Genomic DNA, 20,939 nt, shown 5'->3' on the forward strand with positions numbered 1-20,939 from the left:
GAGGTCTTTGAGTCAGTCACCTGACTAAGAGTAGACGCCTGACGCGGCGTCGGCTACGGTCGTTCTAAGTCAGCCAACTGACTAACTCAACCGGAGCGGCCGACTGCCGCTCCCCACAGGGGGGTTCACGATGATTGTTGTCACGGGTGCGACCGGGAACGTCGGCCGCGAGCTGGTCCGGACCCTGGTCGACGCCGGCGAGCGGGTGACCGCCGTCTCCCGTCGGCCGGGGCCGCTCCCGGCCGGCGTCCGGCACGTTCCGGCAGACCTCGCCGACCCGGCGAGCCTGCGCCCCGCCCTCGACGGTGCCACGGCCCTGTTCCTGCTGGTGGCCGGCGAGGAACCGCGGGAGATCCTCCGGCTGGCCCGTGCGGCCGGGGTGCGCCGGGTCGTCCTGCTGTCCTCCCAGGGCGTCGGGACGCGGCCCGAGGTCTACCGCCACGCCGCCGGGTTCGAGGAGGCGGTGCGCGACTGCGGCCTCGACTGGACGGTACTGCGCTCCGGCGGCCTGAACTCGAACGCCTTCGCCTGGGCCGAATCGATCCGCACCGATCGCACGGCCGCGGCACCGTTCGGCGACGTCGGACTGCCGTCCGTCGACCCGGCGGACGTCGCCGCGGTCGCCGCCGTCACCCTGCGCGAGGACGGCCACACCGGCCGGACGTACGAACTGACCGGCCCGGCCCCGGTCACCCCGCGCGAACGGGCCGAGGCGATCGGCGCGGCCCTGGGCACCCCGGTGCGGTTCGTCGAGCAGACCCGCGACGAGGCCCGGGCCCAACTGCTGGCGTTCATGCCGGAGCCGGTGGTGGAGGGCACCCTCGCCGTCCTCGGCCGGCCGCTGCCCGCCGAGCGGACGCCGGGCCCGGACGTCGAGCGCGTCCTCGGCCGCGCACCGCGCCCCTTCGCCGACTGGGCCGCCCGCACCGCCCCGGCGTTCCGCCGATGACCGCCGGGGGAGGAGAACCGACGAACCGTCATCACCTCGTGCCCTCCCGTCGGTCCACTCCGGTGCCGATGCCCCCGGGAACGCGGCCGTCGCGCTCCCGGGGGCCGGCCCCGGCCGGATCAGCCGAGGGTGGCACCGCGCTCGGCGGCCAGCTCCTCCAGGCCGTACCGGGCGACGTGCTCCGGGTTGGCCAGGTCGACGGTGCGGACGCCCTCGGCGGCCAGCCGCTCGTTGATCTCGTCCAGACGCTCCCGGACGACCTGCTTCTCGGCGTCGGTGGTACGGCCCTTGTGCGGACGGCCGGCGTGCTCCGGGCTCGCGTAGTTGACCCGCTCCCGCCCCGCCCCGGCGGCCGCGGCCTGCACCGGGACCGTCCGGGCGGCGACCCGCTCGGCGCCGCGCAGCACCTCCGCCATCGGCGTCGCCGTGGCCAGCCGGTCGAAGGCCTCGGCGGTCATGACGACCGTCTCCGGCTCCTCCCCGTCCGGGTGGTGCAGCTCGATCGTCACCAGGTCGAGCGCCAGCCCCCGCACCTCGGCCAGCTCCCCGACGAGCGCCTCGATCGCGACCGGCCCGTCGGTGAGGCCCGGGTGGGCGCGGACCACGACCCGCACCAGCTGGTCCTCGTCCTCTGCGTGCCGGCCGGTCAGGTCCGAGAACCGGATGATCTTCTGCCCCATGGCTTCCTCTCCTGCCCCTCATGATCAGCTCAGCGAGCCTACGGCCTGTCCCGCGGGGATCGGCCCCGGCATCGGCCCGGGGATTGGCCCGCCGAACGGCAGATGCGGCACAGTGGCCACATGAGCGCGGACACGAGGGGTCACCGGACATCGGGAGGGACGGCCCCCGGGCGGCGGCGGCCGGTGCAGCAGCGCAGCCAGGAACGCTACGGCAGGATCCTGGACGCGTGCGGCGCGCTGCTCGACGAGGCCGGGGCCGCCGCGCTCACCACCAAGGAGGTGGCCCAGCGCGCCCAGGTGCCGATCGGCACCCTGTACCAGTTCTTCGCGGGCAAGGAGGACCTGCTCGCCGCGCTGGCCGGCCGCAACCTGGACCACTACCTGCACCGGCTGGACGACCGGCTGCGCGCCGAGGCCCCCACCGGGCCGGCCGGGTTCACCGACCTCGCGGTGGACGAGTTCGTCGTGATGAAGCGGACCGTCCCCGGCTTCGGCCAGGTGGACTTCGGACTCACCGGACCGGCCGCACCGGGCGGTGTGCACGACGACCGGCACCTGCTGGACGCCGAGGTGGACAACAACACGGCCGTCGCACTGCGGCTCCAGGCCCTCGGCGGCACCCTGTTCGGCACCACCGACCCGGCCGCGCTGACCCTCGCCCTGCGGGTGGTGCTGGAAGCGGCCGACGCGGTGCTCAAGCTCGCCTTCCGCACCGACCGGGACGGCGACCCGGCGATGATCACCGAGTGCAAGCGGCTGGTCCGGTGCTACCTGGCCGACCTGCTCGGGCCGCGCTGAACCGCACCCTCCCGTGCGGCGCCCGGACGCGCCGTTGCGGGCCGTGCGCGCCCGCAGCAGAGTGGAGGGAGCGGACGGGGAGCCGAGCGGCCCCGTCGGCCGCCGGTGTCCGCACACACCCGAGGAGCACGACCATGCACGCAGCGGTAGGTGACCAGCTCCACGTCCACAGCCGGGCGGTGGGCATGGTCGACCAGAAGGGCGAGATCGTCGAGGTGCGCGGCCAGGACGGCTCGCCGCCGTACGTGGTCCGCTTCGAGGACGGCCACACCGGCCTGGTCTTTCCGGGCCCGGACTGCAACATCGAACCCCGCGGGGCGACCCGCTGACGCCACCGCCCACCGCTCCGCGGCCGTCCGGCCCGGGGCGGTGAGCCGTGTCCCTCCCACCCTGGACGGCGCGGTTCCTCGCCGAGGCCGCGTCCGAGCTGCCGGGGCCGCTCGCCGCGCTCGCGCCGCTGCTGCAGGAGTACGGCTACGCGCTGGTGGCTCTGTTCGTGCTGCTCGACAACTGCGCCGTCCCCGCACCCGGCCAGACCGTGCTGGTGCTGGCCGCCGTCTACGCGGGCACCGGACACCTCGACCTCGCCGCCGTGGTGGCGATCGCCTTCACGGCGGCGGTGCTCGGCAACACCCTCGGCCATCTGATCGGTGCCACCGGCGGCCGGGCCTTCGTCCACCGCTGGGGCCGGTACGTGCTGCTCACCCCGGAGCGGACGGCCCGCGCGGAGGTGTTCTTCGCCCGGCACGGCGGCAAGGTGGTGACGGTGGCCCGGTTCGTCGACGGCCTGCGGCAGACCAGCGGCCTCATCGCCGGGACGACCGGCATGCCCTGGCGCCGCTTCCAACTGTTCAACGTGCTCGGCGCGGCGCTCTGGGTCGGGGTGTGGGCGGCCGTCGGCTACGTCGCCGGGGCCAACGTCGGCACGGTGTGGCGGACGGCGGTGCGCTACCAGCTCTGGCTGCTGGCCGCGCTCGGCCTCCTGGTCGCCGCCCTCGTCGTCCGTCAGTTGCTGCACCGCCGCCGGCGGCGGCGGGCCGAACCCGAGGCACGGGAAGCACCGGAGGCACGGGAAGCACCGGAAGAACCGGATGCACAGGAAGCACCGGAAGAACCGGATGCACCGGAGGCACCGGAAGAACCGGAGGATCAGGCAGCACGGGAGGACCCGCGGCGGGATCGACCGCAGGAGCCCTGAGAGCGGCACCCGCGCCCGGTTGCGGGGGCCGTCCCGGCCGGTGAGCCTGGAAACCACCGGCTGGGAGGCGAGGATGAGCGGACCCGGCACCCCGACGGACTCCGTACCGGCCGGCCAGGTCCGGCCGCCGCGCGACCGGACGGTGGCCGTCGCCGTGCTCGCGGCCACCGTGCTGCTGCTGGCCGCGCAGGCGGTGAGCGGCAGCAGCGCACGGCTCGTGCTGCTGCTGGTGTTCGTGCCCGCGCTGCTGGCCGGCCTGGGCACGCTCGCGCAGACCGTCGCCGCCGCGATCTGGGTGACCGGGGTGATCGTGATCAGCTCGCTGGTCTTCCCCACGCCGTCGGTGGCCGGGCGCGCGCTGACCCTGGTGGCCGTCGTCCTCGCGCAGACGGTCGGCGTGCTGCTCTGCGCGCGCCGCCTGCGCCGGGACCGCGAGCTCTTCCGGATGCGGCAGACCGCCGTCGCCCTCCAGCGCCAGCTCCTGCGCCCGCTGCCCGCCCCGACCCGGCACGCCGGGCTGGACGGCCGCTACCGCCCGGTCGAGGAGGACGCCCTCGTCGGCGGCGACCTCTACGACATCGCCGACACCCCGTACGGCACCCGGGTCCTTGTCGGCGACGTCCAGGGCAAGGGCCTGCCAGCGATCGGCGCCGGCTTCGCCGTGCTCGGCGCCTTCCGCGAGGCGGCGTTCCGCGATCCGACGCTCACCGCGGTGGCGCAGGCGCTGGAGAACGCCGTCGCCCGGCACAACGCCTACGCCGCACAGAGCGGCGAGGACGAGCGCTTCGTCACGGCGACCGTGTTCGGCCTGGACGACGGCAGCACCGTCCAGGCCGTCAACTGCGGCCACCTCGCCCCCTATCTGCTGGGCGACGAGCGCGAACCCGGGGCCGTCCCGCTGGCCGCCGGGGTCCCGCTCGGGCTCGCCGAGCTCGCCGGAGAGGTCCGCGCCGTGCAGCGGTTCGAACTGGCCGAGGGCGAGACCCTGCTGCTGGTGACCGACGGCGTGACCGAGGCCGCGGACGCCGAGGGCGAGTTCTACCCGATCGACCGGCGGCTGCGGGGGCTGTCCGACCGCTCCCCGGACGCGCTCGCCGGGGCCGTCGAGGAGGACGTCCGGCGCCACAGCCACGGCCCGCTGCGGGACGATCTCACCATCCTCACCCTGCGCCGCGCAGCCGGGAGCGACCGGCCCAACAGGAGCGACCGGCCGCGCGGGTCCTGAGGACACCGGAGGACGCCCGAGAACTCCCGCGGGCTCCCGAGAACCCCTGCGGGCTCCGGCTGGCTCCTCCGACTCCGCACGGGCTCAGCCGAGCGGGAACACCTCGAACGGGACGGCGAAGCGGGTGCCGAGGCGGGTGCCCGCCGCGCGGCCGAAGCCCTCCAGGAAGCCGCGCGCGTCCGCCATCGCGCCGCCGAGGCCGGCCAGGTACGCCTTGTGCTCCTCCAGCGAGGCCACCCCCCGGTCGAAGTGCTCGGTGATGTCGACCGCGTGCCCGGACTCCGGCGAGCCGGAGACCAGGATCGCCCGCACCCCGTTCCACGGCTCGTGCCCCTCCGCGGTCAGCTCGCGGAAGATCCAGCGGTTGCCCGCGTCCCGCACCCCGTCGAGAACGGCCCGGCCGACCGCGATGTGGTCGGCCTGGTTGAGGTACGGCCCGCCCCAGGTGTCGTGGAAGTTGATCGTGACGACGACGTCGGGGCGGTGCCGGCGGACGGCGCGGGCGATGTCCCGGCGCAGCGGCAGTCCGTTCTCGACGGTGCCGTCGGGGTGGCCGAGGAACTCGACGGTGTCGACGCCGACCACGGCCGCGGAGGCGATCTGCTCCGCCTCGCGCAGCGGGCCGCACGACTCCGGCTCCATGCTGTCGATCCCGGCCTCGCCGCTGGTGGCCATCACATAGACGACCTTCTTGCCCTGGTCCGTCCAGCGGGCGACGGCGGCGGCCCCGCCGTACTCCATGTCGTCGGGGTGGGCGACGACCACGAGGGCGCTCTGCCAGTCCTCGTCGAGGTGCTCGAACGGCTTCGGCTGCGGCTCGGTCATGGTGCTGCCTCTCCCTGGAACCGGTGCGCGCGATGGAAACGCACCGTGCGGTCGTACGGTCCGACGGTCCTACCGGACGCGACTCTAGAAGATCATCGGACCGCCCGGGATGCGATTCGGGACAATCGCAAAGATGCAGAGGATTCTCTGCAGATGCCTCTATGCAGAGGATCCTCTGCAATCTAGGCTGCCGTCATGACCACCGAATTCCCCGCCGCTCCGGAACCCCCCGCCGCTCCGGAACCCCCCACCGCTCCCGGACCGCCCGATCCCCCGGGACCGCCGCAGCGCCGCCTGGACGCCCGCAGTCTGCGCGGGCTCGCGCACCCGCTGCGGATGCAGATCTTCGAGCTGCTCAACCTCGACGGGCCCGCGACCGCGACCCGGCTCGCCGAACGGCTCGGCGAGAACACCGGCACCGTCAGCTGGCACCTGCGCCACCTCGCGGAGCACGGATTCATCGAGGAGGAGACCGGGCGCGGCACCAAGCGGGAGCGCTGGTGGCGGCGGGTGGAGGTGTCCAACCGGCTCGACACCGCCGACTTCCGCGACGACCCGGACACCCGCGGCGCGGTCTCGCTCTATCTGAACCAGCTGGTCCAGCAGTACTTCAACCGGGTCAACGACTACATCACCGAGGACTGGCCGGACGAGTGGCGCAACGTCGGCACCATCTCCGACTGGCGCCGGCTGCGGCTGAACCCGGCCCAGCTCCAGGCGCTCAACGACGAGATCTTCGCCGTCGTCGAACGCCACACCCCGGCCCCGGACGCCGCCCCGGACCCGGCGGCGCTGCCGATCGTCGTCCAGCTCCAGTCCTTCCCGCGACGGTCCCGCACCGACGCGGCCGGAAGCGCCGAAGACCGGAGCGCCGACACCCGCACCGACGCCGCCGGGAGCGCCGAGTGACGGGCGACGGGCGCCGCCGCAGCCTGCTGCGCCGCCACCGGGACTTCCGGCTGCTCTGGTGCGGCGAGACCGCCGGCAAGTTCGGCGCCTCCGTCACCGGCGTCGCGATGCCGCTCGTCGCCGTCTCCGAGCTGCACGCCTCCACCTTCCAGATCGGCCTGCTCAGCGCCGCCTCCTGGGCACCCTGGCTGGTCATGGGCCTGCCGGCCGGCGTCTGGGTGGACCGCTTACCCCGCCGGACCGTGATGCTGGCGGCCGCCGCCGTCTCGCTCGTCCTGTTCACCGCCGTCCCCGCCGCGGCCTGGGCCGGGCGGCTGAGCACCGGTCTGCTGCTGGCGGTCGCCCTGCTCACCGGCACCGCGGCGGTGTTCTTCCAGACCGCCTACACCGCCTACCTGCCCGACCTGCTCTCCCCCGCCGACCAGCCCGAGGGCAATGCCAAGCTGCACGGCAGCGCCTCCGCCGCCCAGATCGCCGGCCTCGGCTCCGGCGGCCTGTTCGCCCAGCTCGCCGGCGCCGCCAACGGCATGCTCGCCAACGCCGCGACCTTCCTGGTCCCGCTGCTCTGCCTGGGCCGGATCCGGCACCGCGAGACCCCGGCCGACCACTCCGGGCGCGGCGCCGACCGGGCGTTGCGGCGCGAGATCGGCGAGGGCCTGCGGCTGGTCGCCCGGGACCGCTGGCTGCGCACCCTCACCCTCTACGGCGCCACCTCCAACCTGGCCCTGATGGGCTACCAGTCGATCCTGGTCGCCTTCCTGGTGCGCGAGGTCGGACTCGCCCCCGGCACCGTCGGCGGACTGGTCGCGGCGGCCGGCGGTGGCGGAGTGGTGGGCGCCTTCGCCGCCCGCCGGGTGGCCGCCCGGGTCGGCACGGCGCGCGCGATGATCCTGTTCGAGCTGGGCCTGCCCGTGCTCGCCCTGCTGATCCCGCTCACCGGGACCGGCGCGGGCATGCTCTGCTACGCCGTCGGCGGCTTCGGGGTCTCGGCCGGGGTGGTGGCCGGGAACGTCATCAAGTCCGGCTTCCAGCAGCGCTACTGCCCGCCCGAGCTGCTCGGCCGGATCACCGCGAGTGCCGCCGTGCTCAACTACGGCACCATCCCGGTCGGCGCCCTGCTCGCCGGTGTGCTCGGCACCGCGGTGGGCCTTCGCCCGGCGATGTGGATCACCACGGCCGGGGTGCCGCTGGCGGCGCTGGTCCTCCTGTTCTCCCCCGTCGGCCGGGTCCGCGACCTCCCCACCACCCGCCGCCCGGCCGACCCGGCCCCCGCACCGGCACCGGCGCCGGCGCCCGGCACCACCGCCGCCCCCGCCTGACCCGCCCTCACCCGCGCGGTGGGCCCCCGGGCCGGCCCGCCCCGCCCGTGCCCGCTCCGCCCGTGCCCCGCCCCGCCCCTGCCCGCTCCGCCCGTGCGCGCCGCGCCCGGGGCCGTACCGCCGGGCACCGTAGGTTTGGCCCATGGCACAGCGCGCACACGGCGTCCGGCTCTCGCCGCCGACCTGGCTGACGGCCGGCCTGCGGCCGCAACCCGCGCCGGTGCCGTGGGCGGCGGTGGCCCGCGCCGCGGTGGCGCTCTCCGCGCCGCTGGCCGTCGGCCTCGCCGCCGGGCGGCCCGCGTACGGCGCGCTGGTCTCGATGGGCGCCCTGTCCGGCGTGATCGGCGACACCGCCGACGCCTACCGGATGCGGTTCTTCAACATCGCCGTCCCCCAGCTCTTCGGCGCCGTCGGCGTCACCCTCGGCACCCTGGTGTACGGCCGCGACTGGACCGCCGTCGCCGTCCTCACCCTGGTGGCGCTGGTCTCCGGGATGATCTCCTCGATCGGCTCGGTCGCCTCCGTCTCCGGACTGCTGCTGCTCCTCAACGCCGTCGTCGGGGCCGGGCTGCCGATGCCCCGCCCGTGGTGGACGGCACCGCTGCTGCTCACCGCCGGCGGGGCCGTGGTGCTGCTGCTCACCCTGTTCGGCTGGCCACTGCGCGGCGGCGTCCCCGAACGGGCGGCGGTCGCCGCCTCCTACCGCGCGGTCGCCGGGTTCGTCCGGGCCGCGGGCACCCCCGAGCACGACGAACGGCGGCAGGCCGTCACCCAGTCGCTCAACACCTCCTACGACCTGCTGCTCACCCACCGCACCCGCCGGCACGGCCGCTCCCCCGGGCTGACCCGGCTGATCGCCGGACTCAACGCGCTGATCCCGATCGTCGAGGCGGCCTCCGCCGCCAAACTGCGCCCGGCCCGGCTGGGCCCGCTGCCGGAGGCCTGGCCGGCGGCCGTGCTGGCTCTCGCCGACAGCATCGAGCGAGGCCCCCGGACCGGTGCCGCCGTCGCACTCGACCTGCCCGCGCCCACCGGCCCCTCGGAACGCGCCCTGGACCGGGCGCTGCGCTACGCGGCCGCCGTCGCCGCCGAGCCCGACCACGCGCACGCCGCCGATCCCGACCGGCTCGGCCGCCCCGCCGCCCCCTGGGTGCGGACCCGGCGCGCGGCCCGGGCGGCGCTGCTCTCCGGCGCGTCCTGGCGCTACGGCCTGCGGCTGGCGCTCTGCATCGGCCTGGCCCAGGTGGTGGTGTCGGTGCTGCCGGTGCCCCGCTCCTACTGGGTCGCGCTGACCGTCACCTTCGTCCTCAAACCGGACTTCGGCTCGGTGTTCTCCCGGGCCGTGCTGCGCGCCCTCGGCACCGCCGGCGGGCTGCTGCTCGCCGTGCCGGTACTGGCCGAGGTGCCGCGCGGCTGGTGGGACGTGCCGACCGTCGCGGTGCTGGCCGCACTGATCCCGGCCTTCTCCGCCAAGGGGTACGCGTTCCAGACCGCGGCCATCACCCCGGTCATCCTGCTGCTGTCCGACCTGCTCAACCACCAGCGGTTCGGACTCGTCCTGCCCCGGCTCTACGACTCGCTGATCGGCTGCGGGATCGCGCTGGTCGCCGGGTACCTGTGCTGGCCGGAGTCCTGGCACACCCGGATCGGCGACCGGCTGGCCGACACCGTGGCGGACGCCGCCGCGTACGTGGCACTGGCCTTCGCCGGCGCCCCCGGCCACGACCGCCCGGCCCGGCCGCTCCGGCGCCGGCGCCTCTACCGGGACCTCTCGGCGGTCCGCTCCGAGTTCCAGCGCGCGCTCACCGAACCGCCGCCGACCGGACCGCGGGCGGCGGCCTGGTGGCCACTGGTGATCGCGGTGGAACGGGTGGTGGAGGCGACGACCGCCACCCGGGTCCGGGTCGAGCACGGGGAACCGGCGCCACCGCCGGGCGAGGTCGCCGCCATCGCGGCGGACCTGGCCGCGCTGGCCGGGGCGCTGCGCTCCGGCACGCCCCTGCCGGGGCCGGACGGGGAGGCGGCCGCGCGGCCGGCCGCCGTCGCGGCGACCGGCCCCGCCGCGCCCGACGTGCTCGGCCCGCTGCGCAGCGAGGTCCGGGCCGCCTGCGCCATCGCCTCCCCGGTGCTCGGCTGAGCGACCCGCCCCGGACCGCGGCCGTACGGGCCCCGCGCGCCCGACCGCCCCGCCCCCGGTCCTGGATCCGCCCTCAGTCCTGGATCCGCCGCCAGGGCCGGTCCGCCTCCAGGGCGAACGCCAGCTCCAGCAGCACCCGCTCCTCCCCGTGCGCCGCCGACAGGTGGACGCCGATCGGCAGGCCCTCGGCGCTCGCACCGGTCGGCAGCGCGATCGCCGGGCCACCGGTCACGTTGTTGACCGGTGTGATCGCCACGTACCGGGTGAGCCGGTCGATCAGCTCCTCGAAGGCGACGTTCGGGCTCAGGTACCCGATCGGCGGGGCGACGTGCGCCAGCACCGGCGAGAGGACCACGTCGTGGGTCCGGAACATCCCCGCGTACGTCTCCTCGGCGCGCCGCAGCCGCCGGACCACCCCCGGCACCCGGCGGAACTCCCGGTGGAAGAGCCGCCGCAGGCCGGTGGTCAGCCCGTCGAGACGGCTCGCCCGGAAACCGGGGTCGACGGTCAGCCGGCCCGTGGTGGCGATCAGGAAGGCGATGTAGCCCCAGTAGAGGACGAAGTCGCGGGAGAACTCCTCGCCGAACGGCATCACGGCCGGGGTCACCTCGTGCCCCAGGGCCTCCAGCCGGGCCGCGGTCGCCTCGACCGCCGCCCGGGTCGCCGCGTCGCTGGGTGCGACCGGCGAGTCCACCACCAGGCCCACCCGCAGCCGGCGCTCACCCGGGCCCTCGACCAGGCCGAGCGGGGGCAGCGCGGGATTGCGGTAGTGGCGTTCGGCGGCGGCGAAGAACGCGGCGGTGTCGCGCACGGAGCGGGTCAGCACGCCGTCCGTCACCAGGTCCACCGGCAGCCGGCGGCCCTGGGCGTTGGCCACCACCCGGCCCCGGGTGGGCTTGAGTCCGACCAGCCCGCAGCAGGCGGCCGGGATCCGGATCGACCCGCCGCCGTCGTTGGCGTGCGCGATCGGGACCACGCCGGAGGCGACCAGGGCGGCCGCGCCGCCCGAGGAGGCGCCCGGGGAGTGCGAGGTCAGCCAGGGGTTGCGGACGGGTCGGGCGGAGGCGAACTCGGTGGAGGCGTTGAGCCCGAACTCCGGCAGCCGGGTCTTGCCGAGAACACCCAGGCCGGTGCCGAGGAACTGCTCGGCGAAGCCGGCGCTGCGGCGCACGGGCCTGGCCCGGTAGGCCGAACTGCCCTGGCCGGTGGGCATCCCGCGCAGGTCGGTGTTGTCCTTCAGATAGCTGGGCACGCCGTACAGCGGAGCGTCCCGCACGCTTCCGTCCGCCGTGTGCGGCCGCCCGTACGCGGCGAAGGCGACCGGGGCGAGCGCGGCGTCGACCCGTCCGGCCCGGGCCGCCGCGGCCGCGGCCAGCTCGGCGGGGGCGACCTCACCGGCCCGCACCAGGGCGGCCAGCGCCACCGCGTCGTGCTCCCCCAGCGCGTCGTCCGCGTACGCGTGCACCCGCTCGTCGGCCATCCGGACTCCCCATCCCTGCCAGTCGGTGGCGGCGCCCGCGGATACGTACCTACCCGCCGGTAATGCCGCGCGAGCTGAGCAGTCTAAGGGGGGAGCGGCGTGTGCGACAGCCTGTGTCCCGCACGCCGGCCCGTCCTGCGGACGCGGAACGACCGCCCGGGCGCGGCGCCCGGAGCGCCGGTGGTGTCGAAGCCACTGCGGGAATCCCGGGGCACGGGCGTCGGCGACCTCGCCCTCCTGCGGAGTGCCGCGTGCCCGCCGAAAGCCGGGTGGGGCGCGTACGGACCTCGTATACGCTGGCCGGACGAGGGCCGGCCCGGGGGGCTGACGCCCCGGGGCCGGTTCCGACGCAGCAGTACCCGACCGACGACCGCGTCAACCGAAAGCTGGTCCGCATGATCGAGCTCGACTTCGACGACGACGGCTTCCGCCGCAACGGCGTGCCGCACCGGATCGTCTCCGGCGCTCTGCACTACTTCCGGGTGCACCCGGAGCTGTGGGACGACCGGTTGGCCCGCCTGCGCGCGCTGGGTCTCAACACGGTGGACACCTACATCCCCTGGAACTTCCACGAGCTTCCCTCCGGCGAGCTGGACTTCACCGGCTGGCGGGACATCGCGCGGTTCGTCCGGACCGCCGAGCGGCACGGGCTGGACGTCATCCTGCGCCCGGGTCCCTACATCTGCGCCGAGTGGGAGTCGGGCGGCCTGCCGGCCCGGCTGCTCGCCACGGAGGGGACGGGGCTGCGCAGTTCCGACCCGGCGTTCCTGGCCGAGGTGGACGGCTGGTTCGACGCCGTGGTGCCCGAACTGCTGCCGCTGCTGGGCAGCCGGGGCGGTCCGGTGGTGGCCGTGCAGGTGGAGAACGAGTACGGGAGCTACGGCACCGACGCCGCCTACCTCGCCCATCTGCGCGACGGTCTGCTGGCGCGCGGGGTGGACTGCCTGCTGTTCACCGCCGACGGTTCCGAGGACTTCATGCAGCAGGGCGGCGCGATCCCGGGGCTGCTGGCCACCGGGACCTTCGGCTCGCGGGCGCCGGAGCGCTTCGAGGTGCTGCGGCGGCAGCAGCCCAAGGGGCCGCTGGCGGCGATGGAGTTCTGGATCGGCTGGTTCGACCGGATCGGCGAGCCGCACCACGTCCGGGACGCCGCGGAGACGGCGGCCTCGCTCGACGAGCTGCTCGCGACCGGGGCCTCGGTCAACCTGTACATGGCGCACGGCGGCACCAACTTCGGTTTCTGGGCGGGGGCCAACCACTCGGGAACCGGGCCGGACACCGCCGGCTACGAGCCGACCGTGACCAGCTACGACTACGACGCGCCGATCGGCGAGGCGGGCGAGCTGACCGACAAGTTCCACGCCCTGCGGTCCGTCATCGGCAAGTACCTGCCGCTCCCCGAGGGTGAACTCCCCTCTCCGCTGCCCCGCTTGGCGCCCCGCCGACTGGAGCGGGCGACCGGGCGGGCACGGCTGCTGGACTCCCTGGACGCGCTGTCGACACCCGTCCACCGGCCGACCACCGAGCCGATGGAGCGGGTCGGCCAGTCGCTCGGCCTGATCCACTACCGGACGCGTGTCCCCGGCCCGCGCCCCGGGATGCCGCTGCGGATCGACGGCATCGGGGACCGCGCGCAGGTCTTCGCGGACGGCCGCCCGATCGGTGTGCTGGACCGCAACGACCCGGGCGCGACACTGCGGCTGGCCGCCGGCCCGGCCGGGGTCACCCTGGACATCCTGGTCGAGGCCCTGGGGCGCGCCAACTACGGGCCCCAGCTGGACGATCGCAAGGGCATCCGGCGCGGCGTCTCGCACGAGCGCCAGCGGCTGCACGGCTGGGAGATCCGGCCGCTGCCGCTCGCCGACCTCTCCGCCCTGGCCTTCGGCGACGCCGTCGGCACCACCGACGGCGACCCGGCCTTCCACCGTTTCGAGACCGAGGTCGACGCGCCGGCGGACGCCTTCCTCGCCCTCCCGGGCTGGGGCCGGGGGCTGCTCTGGCTGAACGGTTTCCTGCTCGGCCGCTACACCGCGGAGGGCCCGCAGCGCACCCTGTACGCGCCGGGTCCGCTCTGGCTGGCGGGCCGCAACACCCTGGTGGTGCTCGAACTGGACCGGCACGCCGAGGCGTTGGAGATCCGCGACGAGCCGGACCTCGGCCCCACCACCCGCGCGCCCAGCGCGGACTACTGAGGCCCCCGAGGGGCTCCGCCCCGCGTCCGGGCGGGGCCCCTCGGCCACGCGAACCGCCGCCGTACTACTCGACGGTGACGCTCTTGGCCAGGTTGCGCGGCTTGTCGACGTCGCGCCCCAGCGCCACCGCCGCGTGGTACGCGAGCAGCTGGAGCGGGATGTTGAGCAGCAGCGGGTCCAGCTCGGGCTCGCTCCTGGGCACCAGGATGCAGTGGTCCGCGAGCTTGGCCTCGGGCCGGCGGTGGGCGACGGCGAGGACGCGGCCGGAGCGGGCCTTGATCTCGCCGAGGGTGGTGAGGTTCTTGTCGAGCAGCTCGTCGTCCGGGACGAGGGCGACGGTGGGCAGCTCGGGGCTGATCAGCGCCAGCGGGCCGTGCTTCAGCTCGCTCGCCGGGTAGGCCTCGGCGTGGACGTAGGAGATCTCCTTGAGCTTCTGCGCGCCCTCGCGGGCGACGGGGTAGCCGCGCACCCGGCCGATGAACATCATGCCCTCCGACCCGGCGTACTCGGCGGCGAGTTCGGCGATGGCGTCGCTCTGCGCGAGGACCTCGCGGATCTGGTCGGGCAGCGCCTTGAGGGCGGAGACGATCCGGCGGCCGTCGGCGGGCGAGAGGTCGTGGATCCGGCCGAAGTGCAGGGCGATCAGCGCGAAGGCGACGACGGTGGAGGTGAACGCCTTGGTGGAGGCGACCGAGATCTCCGGACCGGCGTGCAGGTAGATGCCGCCGTCGCACTCGCGGGCGATGGCGCTGCCGACGGTGTTGACGACGCCGAGCACCCGGCCGCCCTTGCGCTTGACCTCCTGGACGGCGGCGAGCGTGTCGTAGGTCTCGCCGGACTGGCTGACCGCGATGTAGAGGGTGTCGGCCTCGATCACCGGGTTGCGGTAGCGGAACTCCGAGGCGGGCTCGCTGTGCGCGGGGATCCGGGCGAGCTCCTCGATCAGCTGGGCGCCCATCTCACCGGCGTAGTAGGCGGAGCCGCAGCCGAGGATCTTGACCCGGCGGATCTCGCGCAGTTCGCGGGCGTCCAGGTTGAGGCCGCCGAGGTGGGCGGTGGCGAACCGCTCGTCGAGGCGGCCGCCGAGGGTGCGCTCGACCGAGCCGGGCTGCTCGTGGATCTCCTTGAGCAGGAAGTGCTCGTAGCCGCCGGTGTCGTAGGAGTCGATCTCCCAGTCCACGGTGGACGGCTGGCGGTGGGTGGTGCGGGCGTCCTCGGTGAAGGTGCGGAAGCCGTCGGCGCGCACGGTGGCCAGCTCGCCGTCCTCCAGGTGGACCACCTGGCGGGTGTAGCGAACCAGGGCGGAGACGTCGGAGGCGACGAACATCTCCTTCTCGCCGATGCCGAGCACGATCGGGCTGCCGTTGCGGGCGACCACGATCCGGTCGGGCTGCTCGGCGTCGAGGACGGCGATGCCGTAGGTGCCGACGACCTTGCCGAGGGCGGCGCGCACGGCCTCCTCCAGCTCCACGCCCTCGGCGGCGTGGGCGGCGATCAGGTGGCCGAGCACCTCGGTGTCGGTCTCGGAACGGAAGACCGCGCCGTCGGCGGCCAGCTTGGCCCGCAGCTCGTCGGCGTTCTCGATGATGCCGTTGTGGACGACGGCGATGCGCTCGGCGTTGTCGAGGTGCGGGTGGGCGTTGGCGTCGCTGGGGACACCGTGGGTGGCCCAGCGGGTGTGGCCGATGCCGGTGGCGCCCTTGAACCGGGCGGGGACGGCGGCGGCCAGGTCGGCGACCCGGCCCTTGACCTTGCGGACCTTGATGCCGCCGGTGCGTCCGGCGACGGCGACGCCGGCCGAGTCGTAGCCCCGGTACTCCAGTCGGGCGAGGCCCTCCAGCAGGAAGGGGGTCGCGTCCTTGGGGCCGATGTAGGCCACGATTCCGCACATGGTGGTGGGCTCCTTGGTTGCTTGGTTCCTTGGTTCCGGCCCCGCTACCGGTAGCGGTGGCGGCCGGTTCCGGCGCTCGCCGCTCCGGCACCGGCAGTCGCCGTTCCGCTCCGGCACCGGCCGGTCAGCCGTAGACGATCCGGCGCAGCTGGCGGGCCGAGAGCTCCGGAGCCGCGACCCGGCGGGCGGGCAGCTCCTCCGCGAGCCGGGCGAAGATCTTCTCGTTGGTCAGGCCGCGCGCCTGCAGCTCGCCGTGACGGCGGCGGACGTACTCCTCGGTGGTCTCGGAGAAGTACGCCAGCACCTCCGCCACCACCCGCGCCGCCTCCCGGGGCCCGAGCGGGCTGGTCCGGGTGAGGTGGGCGAGGAGGTCTTCGTGAGGGTGCGAGGAACCGGTCGGGCTGGACACAGTCGGTGAGCCTAGGCGGCCCTCCCGGGAAAGATCAAAGATCCTGCCCGAAATCGGGCAGGATTCAGCGTCAATCGGCGCAGTACCGGGGTCTTGTCCGCATCGGGGCCATCACGTAGCGTGATGCCCTGCTCACACACCGGGGGGTCGCGGGTGACCAGGGGGGCTGGAGCATCGAAAGAGTGTCGGAAGAACCGGAGGCTTGCTGATGTGCGGGATCACCGGATGGGTCGCCTACGACCGCGACCTGACCCTCGAACGCGACGTGCTCGACGCCATGACGGCCACCCAGCTCTGCCGCGGCCCGGACGACGGCGGCTCCCGGCTGGAGCGGCACGCCGCCCTCGGCCACCGGCGCCTCGCCGTGCTCGACCCCGGGGGCGGCGCCCAGCCGATGACGGCCGAGCACGACGGCCGGCTGCTGGCCGCCCTCAGTTACAACGGCGAGGTCTACAACCACCACGAGCTGCGCGCCGAGCTGGTGGCCGCCGGCCACCGCTTCCGCACCCGCTGCGACACCGAGGTGGTCCTGCGCGGCTACCTGGAGTGGGGCGAGCGCGTCGCCGGGCGGCTCAACGGCATGTTCGCCTTCGCGCTCTGGGACGCCCGCACCGAGGAACTCCTCCTGGTCCGCGACCGGATGGGCGTCAAGCCGCTGCACTACCACCCCACCCCGGACGGCGTCGTCTTCGGCTCGGAACCCAAGGCGCTGCTCGCCCACCCCGCGGTGCGCCCGGTGGTCGACCTGGACGGGCTGCGCGAGCTGATCGCCATGACCCGCACCCCCGGCCTCACCCCGTACCGGGGCATCGCCGAGGTCCGGCCCGGCCACCTGGTGCGGGTCCGGCGCGGCGGCGTCTCGGTGCACCGCTACTGGGCGCTGGAGGCACGCCGGCACACCCAGGACCTCGCCACCACGATCGGCACCGTCCGGGCCCTGCTGGAGGACATCGTCCACCGCCAGCTGGAGGCGGACGTGCCGCTCTGCTCGCTGCTCTCCGGCGGTCTCGACTCCAGCGCGGTCACCGCCCTGGCCGCCCGCAACCTGGACGCGGCGGGCACCGGGCCGGTCCGCTCCTTCGCGGTCGACTTCACCGGGCAGCGCGAGCACTTCCGCCCGGACGCGATCCGCACCACCCCGGACCGGCCGTACGCGGAGCTGCTCGCCCGGCACGTGGGCGCCGACCACTCGGTGATCGAGCTGGACAGCGCCGCCCTCACCGATCCGGAGCAGCGGCTCGCCACCCTGCGCGCCCGGGACCTGCCGGGCGGCGTCGGCGACATGGACACCTCCCTGCTGCTGCTCTTCCGCAGGGTCCGCGAGCACTCGACGGTCGCACTGTCCGGCGAGTCCGCGGACGAGCTGTTCGGCGGCTACCGCTGGTTCCACGACCCGAAGGCCCTCGACACCGACGACTTCCCGTGGGCGGCCGCGGTCAGCGGCTTCGGCGGCGCGGGCACCGGCCCGCGCGAGCAACTGCTGGACCGGGAACTGCTCGCCAAGCTCGACCTGCCCGGCTACCGGCGCGCCCGGTACCGGGAGGCGCTCGCCGAGGTGCCGCACCTGCCGGACACCGAGCCGTTCGAACGGCGGATGCGGGAGGTGTCGTACCTCAACCTGACCCGCTTCGTGCGGATCCTGCTGGACCGCAAGGACCGGATGAGCATGGCCGGCGGGCTCGAGGTGCGGGTGCCGTTCTGCGACCACCGGCTGGTGCAGTACGTCTTCAACACGCCGTGGACGATGAAGTCCTTCGACGGCCGGGAGAAGAGCCTGCTGCGCGCCGCCGTCCGGGACGTGCTGCCGGCCGTGATCGCCGACCGGGCGAAGAGCCCGTACCCGATCGTCCAGGACCCGCGCTACCCGGAGCTGCTCCGCCGCGGCCTCGCCGGGCTGGCCGCCGACCCCGCTTCCCCCGCCCTCGCCCTGCTCGACCGCCGCGAGCTGGCCGACGCGCTCGCCCCGGACACCGACCCGCAGACGGTCCGGCTGGCGGCCGATCTGGCCCTGGACCTGGACACCTGGCTGACGGAGTACCAGGTGTCGCTCGAGCTCTGACCCCGGGCGCCCCGGGTGGTGCGCCGTTGCGCCGCCCGGGGGAGGGTGACCCGCCGTGAACCCGCCTCGTTGACCGGGCGGGACGTGCGATAGCGTCGCCGACACCTCCCGAATGGCGGCCGAAAACACGGAATCCGAGACCCGTGCCGTCAGGATGGGGAACGTCCCGTCCGTCCCGATCCGCCGGGGGATCTCCGTCATGCAACCGCGCGCCTTCGCGATCCTCACCGCCCTGCTGCTCGGGGTGCTGGGCCTGGGGTCGGTGGCCGTCACCGACTGGACGCCCCAGCAGACCGCCGACCGCGCGGCCGTCGCCGCGGCCGTCCCGGGAACCGGGGCCGGGGGCACCGCCGGCCCGGCCGGCGCCGCGCCCGCCGGCACCGGCCGGCCGGCCGCGTCGGCCACCGCGACGGGCGACCCGGCGGTGTGGACCCGCTCGACGCTGCGCAACAAGCTGATGGCCGAGATGGACGCCAGCGACCCCGGCGTCGCCCTGGCCGACCTCGACCGGATCACCAAGCAGCTGCCCTACACCGTCCGGTTCTGCCACCCGATCGCCCACGAGCTCGGGCACGCGGCGGTCAAGCGGTTCAACGCCGACTTCCAGAAGGTCATCTCCTTCCCGCACGAGACCTGCGCGGCCGGCTACCTCCACGGCGCGGTGGAGGAGATGCTCAACGCCTCCGCCCAGCCGGAGACCGACCTGGTCAAGCTCTGCGCGCCCAAGAACAGCGGCCCGTGCATCCACGGCGTCGGCCACGGCACCATGTTCGTCGCCAAGCAGGACGTCGCCAAGGCGCGCGAGCTGTGCAACAAGTTCACCACCGACCAGAACCGGATCCGCTGCTCCGAGGGCCTGTTCATGCAGCTCTTCGGCCCGGACGAGGAGGACGAGAAGGCCAAGGCCAACCTCCCCGCCGACAAGCTCGCCCAGGACCCGCTGTACCCGTGCAAGGACCAGCCGGCGCTGTTCCAGTCCGCCTGCTTCTTCTACGCGCCGACCTTCTACCTCTCCTCGCACGACTACCCGAACCACCCCGAGGTGTACGCCGAGGCACTGAAGTGGTGCCTCAACGGCAAGGCCTCCGGCGGGGCGGTCGACTGCAGCCGGGGCGTCGGCTCGCGCACCATGAAGTACAACCTGGACCGCGAGGACTGGGCCGCCCAGCAGTGCGCCACCGCCGCGGACGGCTGGCAGCGCAAGGCCTGCGCCGAGGGACTGGTCAGTTACTACACGGTCAACTACACGGACGCGGGCGCGGCCGGCCGGCTCTGCGCCAAGTTCTCCGACAAGGAGATGCAGGGCTACTGCCGCTCCGCCGGCGGGCTCTCGGCCTCCCTCGACTGAGGAGGTGCGGCGCGTACGGCACGGCGTCCGCGGGCGGCCGGCGCGGGAACTCCGACGGCCGCCCGCTCGCGGACGGATGCCGCACCGGCGGCGGGACGGCAGGGTCCGGCGGCCCCACCGCCGTGGCGGGGCCGCCGGACCGGGTGCGACCGTACGGCCGGGGCCGTACGGTCACGGCACTGCGATCAGAGCACTGCGGTCAGAGCCGGGTGGTCATCACCATCGGCTGCGGGAGTCGCTGCTTCTCGTAGTTGAAGGCGCCGGTGACGGTCACCTCACGGCCGCTGGTGGACACCTTCCAGGACCAGTACGCCGTGCCCGCGCCGGACTCCGGGAAGTCCAGCGAGGTCGCCCGCGAGCCCGTCACCCGCAGCGCGTACGCGTCCTCGCCGCCGCCCGAGACCCGGCCCACCGTCACGATGCCGCCCGGCGCGGACGCGGCGCCGCTCACCGCGCCCGCGCCCTCGGGAGCCTCGACCCGGGTCCAGGCGCGACCGTCCCAGTGCATGAGCAACGCGTGGCCGCGGTCCTTCTCGTCCAGCACCACGCGCCCGACCGCCCACACGTCGCGCGGCCCCTTCACCACGACATCGTTGAACTCGCCGTACAGGCCGCCGAAGACCGGCACCGGCACGACGCTCCAGCCGCGCCCGTCGTAGTGCAGGGCGACCGGCCGGTCGTCCTCGGCGTAGCCGTTGCCGACCGCCCAGACGTCGTCGGGGCCGGCCGCGGCGATCGCGCTGAGGCCCCAGCTCTGGTACGGCGCGGGCAGTTCGACCTGCCGCCAGGAGCGGCCGTTCCAGTGCTGGACGATGCCCACGTGGCTGTCGGCCCCCTGGCTCCAGCCCGCCGCCCAGGCATCGTTCGGCGTCAGCGCGGCGATTCCCAGCAGGCCGCCGCCGGCCGAGTCGGCGGGCATCGGAGCCTGCTCGATCTGCCAGGAGCGACCGTTCCAGTACTGGGTCATGACCGGCCCACCGCCCCGGCCGGAGTCACCGACCAGCCAGCCGTCGCGGGCCGAGGTCGCCGCGACGGCGTTGACCCGCTCCGTCCCGCCGGGAGCGGTCGGCACTTCGGTCCACTTCCCGTCGCGGCGGTCGTCGCGGGTGTAGAGCACGGGGTCGAACCCGACGCTCCCGTCGCCGCCCGGGACGACCCGGAAGCCGGCTGCCCAGGTGGTGCGGGCCTCGGGACGGGTGGAGCCGGTCAGCACGGTGTCGCCACCGGGCAGTTTGGCCGCCGTCCAGCGCGCCGCCCCCGCGGCGGGCGATGGTTCCGGGGCGGCCGAGGCGGTGGCGGGCAGGACCCCGCACGCGAGGAGCGCGGCGAGCGCGCCTGTCAACGACAGTCGGATGCGTGTTCCGACAGCCATGTCGTACCTCCAGACCCGGGGCGCGGTGCCCCGATGCCCGGATGACGCCCGTCCCTCCGCCGGAGGTTGCCCGCCCGGTCCCGGGAATTCGGCGCATGCGAAGTTCTTCTGAGGACATGTCAGTTCCGTTGTCCCGCAGGCGCACCGG

17 protein-coding genes are annotated in these 20,939 nt (G+C 74.7%); 11 read left to right on the top strand and 6 right to left on the bottom strand.

Annotated elements, in window-relative coordinates:
* Positions 1-130 precede the first annotated feature (130 nt).
* Positions 131-949: an SDR family oxidoreductase gene (locus tag BLU95_RS06990; protein WP_093859211.1), complete on the top strand. Its 819-nt coding sequence runs from the start codon at positions 131-133 to the stop codon at positions 947-949.
* 119 nt (positions 950-1,068) lie between these two features.
* Here the strand turns inward: BLU95_RS06990 and BLU95_RS06995 are convergent, their stop codons facing one another.
* Positions 1,069-1,629: a hypothetical protein gene (locus BLU95_RS06995; protein WP_093859212.1), complete on the bottom strand. Its 561-nt coding sequence runs from the start codon at positions 1,627-1,629 to the stop codon at positions 1,069-1,071.
* A 120-nt stretch (positions 1,630-1,749) separates the two neighbouring features.
* Here BLU95_RS06995 and BLU95_RS07000 point away from each other — a divergent pair, with 120 nt between their 5' ends.
* From BLU95_RS07000 to BLU95_RS07015, 4 genes are all read left to right on the top strand, one after another.
* A complete protein-coding gene (locus tag BLU95_RS07000) occupies positions 1,750-2,427 on the top strand; it encodes a TetR/AcrR family transcriptional regulator (protein ID WP_093859213.1) in 678 nt (225 codons plus the stop codon).
* A 134-nt stretch (positions 2,428-2,561) separates the two neighbouring features.
* Positions 2,562-2,756, top strand: a complete 195-nt coding sequence (locus BLU95_RS07005) for a DUF1918 domain-containing protein (protein ID WP_093859214.1) — start codon at positions 2,562-2,564, stop codon at positions 2,754-2,756.
* Positions 2,757-2,803: 47 nt separating this feature from the next.
* Entirely contained in the window at positions 2,804-3,625 is an 822-nt protein-coding gene (locus BLU95_RS07010) for a DedA family protein (protein ID WP_231978359.1), read from the top strand.
* 73 nt (positions 3,626-3,698) lie between these two features.
* A complete protein-coding gene (locus tag BLU95_RS07015) occupies positions 3,699-4,850 on the top strand; it encodes a PP2C family protein-serine/threonine phosphatase (RefSeq protein ID WP_093859215.1) in 1,152 nt (383 codons plus the stop codon).
* Positions 4,851-4,934: 84 nt separating this feature from the next.
* Here the strand turns inward: BLU95_RS07015 and BLU95_RS07020 are convergent, their stop codons facing one another.
* Positions 4,935-5,675: a PIG-L deacetylase family protein gene (locus BLU95_RS07020; RefSeq protein ID WP_093859216.1), complete on the bottom strand. Its 741-nt coding sequence runs from the start codon at positions 5,673-5,675 to the stop codon at positions 4,935-4,937.
* A 195-nt stretch (positions 5,676-5,870) separates the two neighbouring features.
* On the opposite strand from BLU95_RS07020, the gene BLU95_RS07025 reads away from it, so the two are divergent.
* The 3 genes from BLU95_RS07025 to BLU95_RS07035 all read left to right on the top strand — a co-directional run bounded on the left by BLU95_RS07025 (position 5,871) and on the right by BLU95_RS07035 (position 10,040).
* Entirely contained in the window at positions 5,871-6,584 is a 714-nt protein-coding gene (locus tag BLU95_RS07025; protein WP_093859217.1) for an ArsR/SmtB family transcription factor, read from the top strand.
* Entirely contained in the window at positions 6,581-7,903 is a 1,323-nt protein-coding gene (locus BLU95_RS07030) for an MFS transporter (protein ID WP_162497189.1), read from the top strand. Before BLU95_RS07025 ends, BLU95_RS07030 begins: the two co-directional genes overlap by 4 nt.
* 142 nt (positions 7,904-8,045) lie before the next feature.
* Complete coding sequence (locus tag BLU95_RS07035; RefSeq protein WP_093859218.1) at positions 8,046-10,040, top strand: FUSC family protein; 1,995 nt, start codon at positions 8,046-8,048, stop codon at positions 10,038-10,040.
* Positions 10,041-10,113: 73 nt separating this feature from the next.
* Here the strand turns inward: BLU95_RS07035 and BLU95_RS07040 are convergent, their stop codons facing one another.
* Positions 10,114-11,520, bottom strand: coding sequence for an amidase (locus BLU95_RS07040; protein ID WP_093859219.1), 1,407 nt, complete (start codon positions 11,518-11,520; stop codon positions 10,114-10,116).
* A 395-nt stretch (positions 11,521-11,915) separates the two neighbouring features.
* Between BLU95_RS07040 and BLU95_RS07045 the strand changes: the two genes are divergently transcribed.
* A complete protein-coding gene (locus BLU95_RS07045; protein ID WP_093859220.1) occupies positions 11,916-13,712 on the top strand; it encodes a glycoside hydrolase family 35 protein in 1,797 nt (598 codons plus the stop codon).
* Between the two features lie 64 nt (positions 13,713-13,776).
* On the opposite strand, the gene glmS is transcribed toward BLU95_RS07045, so the two are convergent.
* Positions 13,777-15,603, bottom strand: coding sequence for a glutamine--fructose-6-phosphate transaminase (isomerizing) (glmS, locus tag BLU95_RS07050; RefSeq protein WP_093859221.1), 1,827 nt, complete (start codon positions 15,601-15,603; stop codon positions 13,777-13,779).
* A 124-nt stretch (positions 15,604-15,727) separates the two neighbouring features.
* A complete protein-coding gene (locus BLU95_RS07055; protein ID WP_093859222.1) occupies positions 15,728-16,012 on the bottom strand; it encodes a hypothetical protein in 285 nt (94 codons plus the stop codon).
* Positions 16,013-16,220: 208 nt separating this feature from the next.
* Here BLU95_RS07055 and asnB point away from each other — a divergent pair, with 208 nt between their 5' ends.
* Together asnB and BLU95_RS07070 are read left to right on the top strand one after the other, a co-directional pair.
* Positions 16,221-18,071, top strand: coding sequence for an asparagine synthase (glutamine-hydrolyzing) (gene asnB / locus BLU95_RS07060; protein WP_093859223.1), 1,851 nt, complete (start codon positions 16,221-16,223; stop codon positions 18,069-18,071).
* Between the two features lie 199 nt (positions 18,072-18,270).
* Positions 18,271-19,419 carry a hypothetical protein gene (locus tag BLU95_RS07070; RefSeq protein ID WP_159424811.1) on the top strand — a complete coding sequence of 383 codons (1,149 nt, stop codon included), beginning with the start codon at positions 18,271-18,273 and terminating at the stop codon, positions 19,417-19,419.
* 199 nt (positions 19,420-19,618) lie between these two features.
* Here the strand turns inward: BLU95_RS07070 and BLU95_RS07075 are convergent, their stop codons facing one another.
* A complete protein-coding gene (locus BLU95_RS07075; protein ID WP_159424812.1) occupies positions 19,619-20,791 on the bottom strand; it encodes a WD40/YVTN/BNR-like repeat-containing protein in 1,173 nt (390 codons plus the stop codon).
* Between the last annotated feature and the right edge of the window lie 148 nt (positions 20,792-20,939).

The sequence above is a fragment of the Streptomyces sp. TLI_053 genome (genome assembly GCF_900105395.1).
Lineage (GTDB): Bacteria > Actinomycetota > Actinomycetes > Streptomycetales > Streptomycetaceae > Kitasatospora.

Coding starts and splice junctions, on each gene's coding strand:
- BLU95_RS07005 (WP_093859214.1), top strand. CDS start 2,562: ATGCACGCAGCGGTAGGTGACCAGCTCCACGTCCACAGCCGGGCGGTG.
- BLU95_RS07040 (WP_093859219.1), bottom strand. CDS start 11,520: ATGGCCGACGAGCGGGTGCACGCGTACGCGGACGACGCGCTGGGGGAG.
- BLU95_RS07045 (WP_093859220.1), top strand. CDS start 11,916: ATGATCGAGCTCGACTTCGACGACGACGGCTTCCGCCGCAACGGCGTG.
- BLU95_RS07070 (WP_159424811.1), top strand. CDS start 18,271: ATGCAACCGCGCGCCTTCGCGATCCTCACCGCCCTGCTGCTCGGGGTG.
- asnB (WP_093859223.1), top strand. CDS start 16,221: ATGTGCGGGATCACCGGATGGGTCGCCTACGACCGCGACCTGACCCTC.
- BLU95_RS07025 (WP_093859217.1), top strand. CDS start 5,871: ATGACCACCGAATTCCCCGCCGCTCCGGAACCCCCCGCCGCTCCGGAA.
- BLU95_RS07015 (WP_093859215.1), top strand. CDS start 3,699: ATGAGCGGACCCGGCACCCCGACGGACTCCGTACCGGCCGGCCAGGTC.
- BLU95_RS07075 (WP_159424812.1), bottom strand. CDS start 20,791: ATGGCTGTCGGAACACGCATCCGACTGTCGTTGACAGGCGCGCTCGCC.
- BLU95_RS06990 (WP_093859211.1), top strand. CDS start 131: ATGATTGTTGTCACGGGTGCGACCGGGAACGTCGGCCGCGAGCTGGTC.
- BLU95_RS06995 (WP_093859212.1), bottom strand. CDS start 1,629: ATGGGGCAGAAGATCATCCGGTTCTCGGACCTGACCGGCCGGCACGCA.
- BLU95_RS07000 (WP_093859213.1), top strand. CDS start 1,750: ATGAGCGCGGACACGAGGGGTCACCGGACATCGGGAGGGACGGCCCCC.
- BLU95_RS07035 (WP_093859218.1), top strand. CDS start 8,046: ATGGCACAGCGCGCACACGGCGTCCGGCTCTCGCCGCCGACCTGGCTG.
- glmS (WP_093859221.1), bottom strand. CDS start 15,603: ATGTGCGGAATCGTGGCCTACATCGGCCCCAAGGACGCGACCCCCTTC.
- BLU95_RS07020 (WP_093859216.1), bottom strand. CDS start 5,675: ATGACCGAGCCGCAGCCGAAGCCGTTCGAGCACCTCGACGAGGACTGG.